An 8611-nucleotide genomic window follows, 5' to 3' on the forward strand; every position below is an offset into this window, starting at 1 on the left:
GCGGCTGGCCTGCGCCCACCACAACGTCGGCGCCGAGCGCGCCGGGCGGTTCCAGCACGCCGAGCAGGACCGGGTTCGAGGCGGCGACGAGCAGCGCACCGGCGGCGTGAGCCGCCTCGGCATGTGCGCCGACGTCGACCAGCGTTCCGTGACGGTCGGGCGAAGCAATCATCACCGCGGCGGTGTCACCGCCCGCGCCTCCCGCGAGCCACGACGCGTCCGTGCATCCGCCGGGCACCTCGCACACCGTCACGTCAATGACGCCCGCGGCAGCGTACGTGCCGAGCGTCTCCAGCCACTCGGGGTGGACGTTGCCGGAGACCGCCACGCCGCGCCGTCCGGTGACGCGACACGCCATCAACGCGGCTTCGACGAACGCAGTTGCGCCGTCGTACATGCTCGCGTTGGCGACCTCCATGCCGGTGAGCTCGCAGATGCCGGTCTGGTACTCCCAGATCGCCTGCAGCGTGCCCTGCGAGACCTCCGGCTGGTACGGCGTGTAGGCCGTGAAGAACTCCGGGCGACGCACGACGTGGTCCACCACGCTCGGCACGTGGTGGTCGTAGCACCCGCAGCCCGCGAAGCTCACCAGAGAGGCCGCGGGTGCGTTCGCGCCGGCCAACTCGCGCACGTGCGCGAGCACGTCGATCTCGGACATCCCGGCTGGCAGGTCGAGCGGCCGCATGAGCCTGGCGGCCGGCGGCACGTCGGCGAACAGGTCCTCGGCCGAGGACGCACCCACGCGCGCCAGCATCACGGCGCGCTGCTCGCAGGTGACCGCGACGAAGCGCATGCTGCGTCAGCGGCCCGTCACACGCCGCTGACGAACGCCTCGTACTCCTCGGCCGACATGAGCTCGTCGACCTCGGACGGATCGGCCAGCTTCACGCGGACCATCCACGCCTCGCCGTACGGGTCTGCGTTGACCGTCTCGGGCGCCCCGCTCAAGGCCTCGTTGACGGCGAGGACTTCGCCCGACACGGGCGTGAACAGCTCGGACACGGACTTGACCGACTCGACCTCGCCGAACTGGTCGCCGGACGCCAGCGTGTCGCCCTCGGCCTTCTGCAGGTCGACGTAGACGACCTCGCCGAGCTGGTCCTGTGCGAACGACGAGATACCGATCACGGCCTCGTCGCCCTCGACGCGCACCCACTCGTGCTCGGTGTAGAACCTCAGATCCTTCGGGAACATGGTGTTCACACTCCCCTCCCGGCTTCATGCGCCGAAAGTCAGTCTGCCGGCAGCGACGTGCCCTTCACGAACGGCGGCCTCTCGACGACGGCACCCACGGTGCGGCTGCGGATGACGACCTCGAGAGCGGTGCCCGGCTCGGCGAGCGCCGCCGGGACGTACGCGGTGGCGATGCCGGTCTCCAGCGTCGGCGAATACGTCCCGCTGGCAACCTTACCGACCTCGCAACCGCCGTGCAACACGGCGAAACCCGGCCGTGGGATGCCGTCGCCGACGCGCAGGCCGACGAGCCGGCGCTCCGGCCCCGCCTCCTTCACGGCGGCGATGGCCTCGCGCCCGGTGAACGCCGCCTTGCCGAGGCCGACCGCCCAGTCGAGGCCGGCCGAGACGGAATCGACCCCCCGGTCCATGTCGGAGCCGTGCAGCGGGTAGCCCATCTCCAGGCGGAGCGTGTCGCGCGCACCGAGCCCGCACGGCACGACCTCCGGCACGCTCATGAGCACGCGCCACAGGTCGGCGGTGCGACTCTCGTGACACAGCAGCTCCACGCCGTCCTCCCCGGTGTAGCCCGTGCGCGCGATGAGGACCGGGATGCCCGCGACCTCTCCCTCGCCGATGCGGAACCGGGACGGCACGTCGCTGTCGGACAGCTCCGCCAGGACCGCGAGGGCGCGCGGGCCCTGCAGCGCGATGAGCCCCGTGCGCCCGGACTCGTCGGCGAACTCGACGTCCTCGGGCAGGTCGCACGTCAGCACGTCCAGGTCGGCCGCGGTGTTCGACGCGTTCGCGATGATGAGGTACTCGAGGTCGCCCGTGTGGTAGACGATGAGGTCGTCGATGATCCCGCCGTCGTCGTCACAGAGCAGAGTGTACTGCGCCCGTCCGAGCTCGGAGATGCGCTCGAGGTCGTTGGTCAGACGCGACTGGAGCGTGCGCTCGGCCCCGAACCCGAACACGCGGAACTCGCCCATGTGGCACACGTCGAACACCCCGGCGCCGGAGCGTACCGCGCGATGCTCCTCGATGATGCCGGCGTACTGCACCGGCATCTCCCAGCCTGCGAACGGCACCATGCGCGCGCCGAGCGCCAGATGCTCCTCGTACAGCGGCGTCCGCTTCAGCTCCACGCCTCGCCCCTCTCGCGTCACGGTGTGCCGAGCGCCGCGGGCACGACCCGCGCCGGCGCCACCCTCTGCCCGCCGAACACACGACGCCACACGCGCGTGAACCAGATGCCGATCCGCTCCCAGAACCCGGGTTCCTCGACGTCGGACGCCGCGACGATCGCGATGCGCGCGAGAAGCCGGTCGCCCTGGACGGCGGTCAGGGTACCGAGCCGCTGCCCGCGCACGACCGGCGCCTCGACCTCGGTCGCGACGTCGGCGGTGACCGTCACGGTCCCCTCGAGGTCGAACACGGGCACGTCGGTGGTCACCGCGGTCATGAGCGGCACCGTCACGTCGAGATAGTCGGTCACCGGCACGGCGCCGCGGTCGTCGCCCGTCGTCGCCAGGCGCCGGGGCCGGTAGTGTTCGAAGCCCCAGTCGAGCAGCCTGCGTGCGTAGCTGAACCGCGTCGTCTCGGACTGCGCGCCGAGGACGATGGCGTACAGCGTCACACCACCCCGCTCCGCGGAGGTGGCGACGCAGTAGCCGGCGTCGTCGGTCCAGCCGGTCTTCACGCCGGTGGCGCCGGCGTAGGACGCAATCAGCTTGTTCGAGTTCTCCATGGTGATCACCGTCCCCTTCGGGCCGGGGATGGTGGCCTTGTCCAGCGCGACGATCCGCCTGAACTCGGCATCCCCCATCGCGTACCGGCACAACGTCGCCAGGTCCGCCGCGGAGGTGCGGTGGCCCGGCGCGTCGAGCCCGTGCGCATTGACGAAGTGAGTGTGAGTCATGCCCAATGCGGCCGCCTTCGCGTTCATCAGGTCGACGAACGCCTTCTCACTGCCCGCGACGTGCAGCGCAAGTGCCTCGGCGGCATCGTTGCCGGACTTCACGAGCAGCGCCTCGAGCACCTTGCGCACCGCGTAGGTCCTGCCCGCCACGAGCCCGGCCTCCGACTCCCCCACCCTGGTCGCCCGCGTCTCGATGCGCATCTTGTCGTCAGGCTTCGTGTGCTCGAGCGCGACGACGGCCGTCATCACCTTGGTGATGCTCGCCATGGCACGCTCGTCATCGGAGAACCGGCTCCACAGCTCGCGCCCGTCGCCGGTGACGAGGATGCCGGCCGCCATGCCCACGTCCGGTGCGACCGCACGCAGGCCGGGACCGGCGGCGGGCGAGCCGATCTCGATGCCGCCGATGCGGTCGGCGTCGAGCAGCGCGCCGCGTGCGGACGCAGGCGCCAGCAGCAGCGCTGCGAGCGCGAGCGCGAGCGCGCGGTGTCGCGCGGACGCGAGGGGCGACCTTCGGCGGCGGCGGGGGTTCACAGGTCGCAGTATCCGCGACGCCGCCGTCCGGCTCAACGGGTCGCCGGCAACGCGGGTTCCGGCGAGCGGTATACTTGCAGGCGCGGGCCGGACGGGGATGGCCCGATCTGCCGAGCGGGGTGCGGATGGCATTCACTGCCCACAGCATGCGCGACGACCGCGGGTTCACGCTCGTCGAGCTCGTCACCGTCCTGGCGATCATCGCGCTGCTCGTCGCGATCGCCCTCGCTTCCTACGTCACGTCGGTCCGCTACACCACGCGCATGCTGTGCGCGGCGAACCGCCGAGGGTTCACCCGTTCGGCGAGCATATTCACCGCGGAGCACAACAGCACGCAGCCCGCCACGCTCGAGGACCTGCGCCCGTACGTGCGCAACTTCGACAGCGCGGCACATTGCCCCGCAGACGATCGCCTCATCGAGTGGGACGCGGCGGGGATGGAAGCCGTGTGCACCTACCCCGGCCACCAGCCGTGACGGAGGCCTGAGCATGCGCTACGAGACGTTCGAGAAGTTCGCGCTCCTGCTCGGCGGGGCCGCCGTGCTCTCTGCGCTGGTCTTCGTGCGCAACCCCCCCGTCATCGAGATCGCCGCTCAGCTTCTGCTGCTCGGGGTCGTCGGGTGCGCCGTCCACTGGGGCCGGAAGGGCGGCATGGCGGCCGCGGTGGCCGCGTCGCTCGCCTACATCCTGCTCCACGCGCCGTCGATCGTCGCGGCCGGCGCCATGACGGCCAGCCTGTTCGCGCCGCTGCTCACACGCGTGCTCACCTACGGGATCGTGGGCATCGGGGGCGGCGAGCTGTGCGGCCGCATCAAGTACGTCTTCTCCGCCATGGAGGACGACTCGGCGGTCGACGAGTGGACGCGCATCTACAACCAGCGCCAGATCGCGCGGCTCCTGTCATCGGCGCACGGGCAGCACGTCCGCTACGGCAATCCCTACGGCGTCATCGTCGTGGCGCTCGCGCCCGCGCTGACGAGCGAGCTGCGCGTCACGAAGCAGCGCTCGCTGCTGCGGTCGGTGGCCGACCACATCCGCGGCGACGTGCGCTTGGTCGACGACGTCGGCCGTCTCGATGACGGGCGCTTCGTCGTCCTGCTGCCGCAGACGGCGAGGTCCGGGGCGCTCATCGCCGCCGAGCGCGTGCGCGCCGGCATCCGCGACCTCGTGGGCGCGCGCGACGAGTCCGTTGACGTGCAGGTCTTCGCCGCACCCGAGGACTTGGCGGCGCTCGAGGCGCTCGCCGAGGTCGTCGCCCCGCCTGACGCGGCGGGCGAGGGCAGCGCGTAGCGCCTAGAACGCGTCCGGCTGGTAGAGGCGTCCCGCCCCCGCGAGGCCGAACCCGGCGTCCCCGAGCGTCTTCGCGGCGAGGTCCGGGTCCTCGACCCTGAACACGTACACGGCTGCGTCACCCGCCGGCTCGACGTAGCAGTACGCGTACTCCACGTTGAGGCCGTGCTCGCCCAGCGCCTCGACCACGTCGGCCAGTCCGCCGGGACGGTCGGGCACCTCGACGGCGATGACCCGCGTGAGCGACGCCGTGAACCCGGCGTCCTCGAGCACCGCGCGCGCGGCATGCGGCCGATCGACGAGCACGCGCACGACCCCATAGTCCCCGGTCTCGGCGACCATGAGCGCCCGCATATTGAGCCCGGCGGCGCCCAGCGTGCGGCACATCCCGGCCAGGCGGCCCGGAGCGTTCTCGAGGAAGACGGACAGCTGCTCGACCATGACCTAGCTCCCCTCGGCTCGGTTGTCGACGACGCGCTTCGCCTTGCCCTCGGAGCGCTGGATCGACTTCGGCTCCACGAGCCGCACGTCGATGGAGACGGCCAGCGCGCCGGCGATCTCGCCCGCCACGCGCTTCTGGAGCCGCTCGAGGGCCTTGATCTCGTCGAACGCGAAGTCGGGGCCGACCTCCACGTGCACCTCGACGTGGTCCATCGAGCCCTTCTTCGTGAGGATGACCTGATAGTGCGGCGCGACGCCGGGGATGCCGACGAGGACCTGCTCGATCTGGCTCGGGTACACGTTCACGCCGCGGATGATGAGCATGTCGTCGGTCCGGCCGGTGACGCGCTCCATGCGGCGGAACGTGCGGCCGCACGCGCAGGGCTCCGGGATGATGCGCGAGATGTCCCGCGTGCGGTAGCGCACGACCGGGATGCCCTCCTTGGTCAGCGTCGTGAAGACGACCTCGCCGGTCTCGCCGTCGGGCACGGGCTCGAGACTGGCCGGGTCCACGATCTCGACGAGGAAGTGGTCCTCGAACACATGCAGGCCGTGCTGCTCCGTGCACTCGCTCGCGACGCCGGGCCCCATCACCTCGGACAGGCCGTAGATGTCGATGGCCTTGACGCCGAGGGCGTCCTCGATCTGCGTGCGCATGCTCTCGCTCCACGGCTCGGCCCCGAACACGCCGACCTTGAGCGGCAGGCCGTGCGGGTCGATGCCCATCTCGGCCGCGGTCTCGGCGATCAGCAGCGCGTAGCTCGGGGTGCAGGCCAGCACCGTGACCCCGAAGTCCTGGAGGATCTGGACCTGGCGTTTCGTGTTCCCGCCCGAGACGGGGATGGTCAGCGCGCCGAGGCGCTCTGAGCCGTAGTGCAGCCCGAGCCCGCCGGTGAACAGGCCGTAGCCGTACGTCACCTGGACGATGTCGTCCTCGGTGGCGCCCGCGCACGCGAGCGTGCGCGCGATGAGGTCGGACCAGCGGTCGATGTCGCCGCGGGTGTAGCCCACCACGGTGACCTGGCCCGTGGTGCCCGACGAGCTGTGGACGCGCACGATGTCGCGCAGCGGGACGGCGAAGAAGCCGTAGGGGTAGCCGGCACGCAGGTCGTCCTTGACCGTGAACGGCACGCGGCGCAGGTCCTCGAGCGACTGTAGCGACGCCGGGTCGAAGCCGGCCTCGTCGTACTTGGTCCGGTACGCGGGGACGTTCTGATAGACCCGTGTCACAAGGGCCTTCAGGCGCTGCAGTTGCAGGTCCTCCAGCTGCGCCCTCGGCATGCTCTCGTACTCCGGCTGGAACACGCTCGCTCGCACCCCCTCCCTCTCGCGACGGCCTCGTCGGGCCGACGCCCCGCTCCGCTCCTTCGCGCTAGTGCGTCGTCGGGGTCGAGGAGGTCGGCGTGGAGACCGGCTTGGTGCCCACGCGGACGACCTCGGTCTTGACCTTGTACACGGACTTGAAGGTGTCCGTGCGGATGACCTGCCCGCCCTTCTTCACTATACGCGTCACGACGACCGACTTGCCGTCCTCGCCCTCGTCCTCGACGACCCTGGAGCCGACCGTGAGTGTGGGATCGTCCTTCTCGACCACGCCATGCGGCTTCACGTTCTCGAACGCGCCGGTCTCATACTCGACCTCGTAGCCGGGGTCGGTGCCGTAGAGGCTGATCGTCACGGTGCCCGCGCTGTGCGCGGTCTTGATGAGGACCCAGTCGGCGGTGTCGTTCTTGAACTTGAAGTCGGGGCCGCCGAACGAGACCGTCGCGTCGCGGCCCTTCGGGTAGTGCGAGATGTAGAACGAATGGTTGTGGCGCTCCACCGTGGGAAGGCCCGAGAAGAAGACCGCGTTGAAGATGGTCGTCCCGACCTGGCAGATGCCGCCGCCGAGCTGCGGCACGAGCTTGTTGCCGACGATGGCCGGCGCCTCCTGGTAGCCCTTGGCCGCGGTGCGCGGGCCGATGTGGCCGTTGAACGAGAACGTGGCCCCCGGCGCGACGAGCGCGCCGTCGAGCGCGTCGGCGAGCAGGTGGATGTTGTTGACGCGCGGCTTGTTCGACGGGGAGTACGACGTCGTGTACGTCGCGAGGCGCTCACGGATCCCCATCGTCTTGGCCTTCTCGGTGGTGATCGCCGGCTGCATGCGCGCCGTGCGCATCTCCACGGTCCGGTCGCCGTCCGTCGTGAGCGCGACGGTGAGGTCGGCCGCGAGCTTCTCGAGGTCCGGTCCCGTGCCGTCCTGGTGCGGGACGATGCTCACCGCCCCGTTGGACACCGCGAACGACGCGTCCTTCGGCTCGACGACCACGGCGCCGGCCTTCGACAGCACCGCCGAGGACATCTCGTCCGAACCGATGCGGGCGACGAGTATGTTGCGCACGGAGGCCTGCGAGACCCCCGCGGCGACCGGCGCCGTCGAGTCCGCCGACGGGACTGTGCCGGTGGCCGGCTCCTCCTCGAACACGATCCACTTCGCGATCGCGGTGGCGGGGAACTCCCACGTCGACTTCTCGAACGTGACGTTCGCGGGGCCTGACAGCATGAGCTTCGCGTCAGCCAGCGCCTTCGCGGCGTCCGCATCCGTGACCTGCACCGGGACCTTCGCCGAGGGCGCCTGCACGGTCCGGGCCTGCGACACGAACGCCTCGAGGAGCCGCGTCGTGAGATCGCCGCGGACGATGTCGAGGCCGTCGGCGGCGGGGACGGGCTCCGCCGAGGTGCCCGAGATCCGCACGGTCGCGTCCACCGGGTCGATCCGCACCTCGCCGGAGATCAGGTCGAGGACCTCGTCGACCGCGTCCGGGTCGGCCGCCACCGCGCACGGGACGCGCACGGGACGCACCCACGCGGACGCGCGCACGGCGAGGTCCTGCCACCACGGGCCGGTGCGCCCGACGGCGTACGCCGCGTCGACGAACCCGCTGGCGGACAGCGACGCGTCTATGCTCTTGGCGTCGACCGTCCACTTCTTCGCTCCGTACGTGACGGTGACCGGTGCGGACACCCGCGGCCCGAGCTGCTCGGTGATCCGCCCGGCCGCGGCCTCACGACCGAGCCCGCCGACCCTCACGTCCCCCACGCGCACGCCGGGATGGATGCGTCCCGCAGCGAACGCGACTTCCATGAACGTCCCGAGTACGACGAGCGCCAGCGGCACGCCGGCGGCCCAGAGCGCCCACGCTGGCCATCCGGACGGGCGGCGGGAGCGCGCGCGCTCGTCGCGACGCTCCCTGCGGCGTTCGAGCGCGTCGG

9 protein-coding genes are annotated in these 8611 nt (G+C 71.1%); 2 read left to right on the forward strand and 7 right to left on the reverse strand.

What is annotated here, in order from left to right; translation table 11 throughout:
* The 4 genes from FDZ70_03925 to FDZ70_03940 form a co-directional block, all read right to left on the reverse strand.
* A partial coding sequence (locus tag FDZ70_03925) for a glycine dehydrogenase (protein ID TLM78544.1) occupies nucleotides 1–793 on the reverse strand: 793 nt, incomplete at its 3' end.
* A 17-nt stretch (nucleotides 794–810) separates the two neighbouring features.
* Nucleotides 811–1194, reverse strand: a complete 384-nt coding sequence (gcvH, locus tag FDZ70_03930) for a glycine cleavage system protein GcvH (GenBank protein ID TLM78545.1) — start codon at nucleotides 1192–1194, stop codon at nucleotides 811–813.
* Between the two features lie 38 nt (nucleotides 1195–1232).
* A complete protein-coding gene (gene gcvT / locus FDZ70_03935) occupies nucleotides 1233–2342 on the reverse strand; it encodes a glycine cleavage system aminomethyltransferase GcvT (protein TLM78546.1) in 1110 nt (369 codons plus the stop codon).
* Nucleotides 2339–3760: a D-alanyl-D-alanine carboxypeptidase gene (locus FDZ70_03940; protein ID TLM78547.1), complete on the reverse strand. Its 1422-nt coding sequence runs from the start codon at nucleotides 3758–3760 to the stop codon at nucleotides 2339–2341. The genes gcvT and FDZ70_03940 overlap by 4 nt, the downstream gene beginning before the upstream one ends.
* Nucleotides 3761–3774: 14 nt before the next feature.
* On the opposite strand from FDZ70_03940, the gene FDZ70_03945 reads away from it, so the two are divergent.
* Complete coding sequence (locus FDZ70_03945; protein ID TLM78551.1) at nucleotides 3775–4104, forward strand: prepilin-type N-terminal cleavage/methylation domain-containing protein; 330 nt, start codon at nucleotides 3775–3777, stop codon at nucleotides 4102–4104.
* 13 nt (nucleotides 4105–4117) lie between these two features.
* Complete coding sequence (locus FDZ70_03950; GenBank protein TLM78548.1) at nucleotides 4118–4918, forward strand: diguanylate cyclase; 801 nt, start codon at nucleotides 4118–4120, stop codon at nucleotides 4916–4918.
* Nucleotides 4919–4921: 3 nt separating this feature from the next.
* On the opposite strand, the gene FDZ70_03955 is transcribed toward FDZ70_03950, so the two are convergent.
* The 3 genes from FDZ70_03955 to FDZ70_03965 form a co-directional block, all read right to left on the reverse strand.
* Nucleotides 4922–5359 carry an ACT domain-containing protein gene (locus tag FDZ70_03955; protein ID TLM78549.1) on the reverse strand — a complete coding sequence of 146 codons (438 nt, stop codon included), beginning with the start codon at nucleotides 5357–5359 and terminating at the stop codon, nucleotides 4922–4924.
* Between the two features lie 3 nt (nucleotides 5360–5362).
* Nucleotides 5363–6640, reverse strand: a complete 1278-nt coding sequence (locus FDZ70_03960; GenBank protein TLM78552.1) for a phenylacetate--CoA ligase — start codon at nucleotides 6638–6640, stop codon at nucleotides 5363–5365.
* 91 nt (nucleotides 6641–6731) lie between these two features.
* The coding region (locus FDZ70_03965) for a hypothetical protein (protein TLM78550.1) at nucleotides 6732–8611 on the reverse strand (1880 nt) is incomplete at its 5' end.

It is taken from the genome of Actinomycetota bacterium (assembly GCA_005774595.1).
Classification (GTDB): Bacteria; Actinomycetota; Coriobacteriia; order Anaerosomatales; family D1FN1-002; genus D1FN1-002.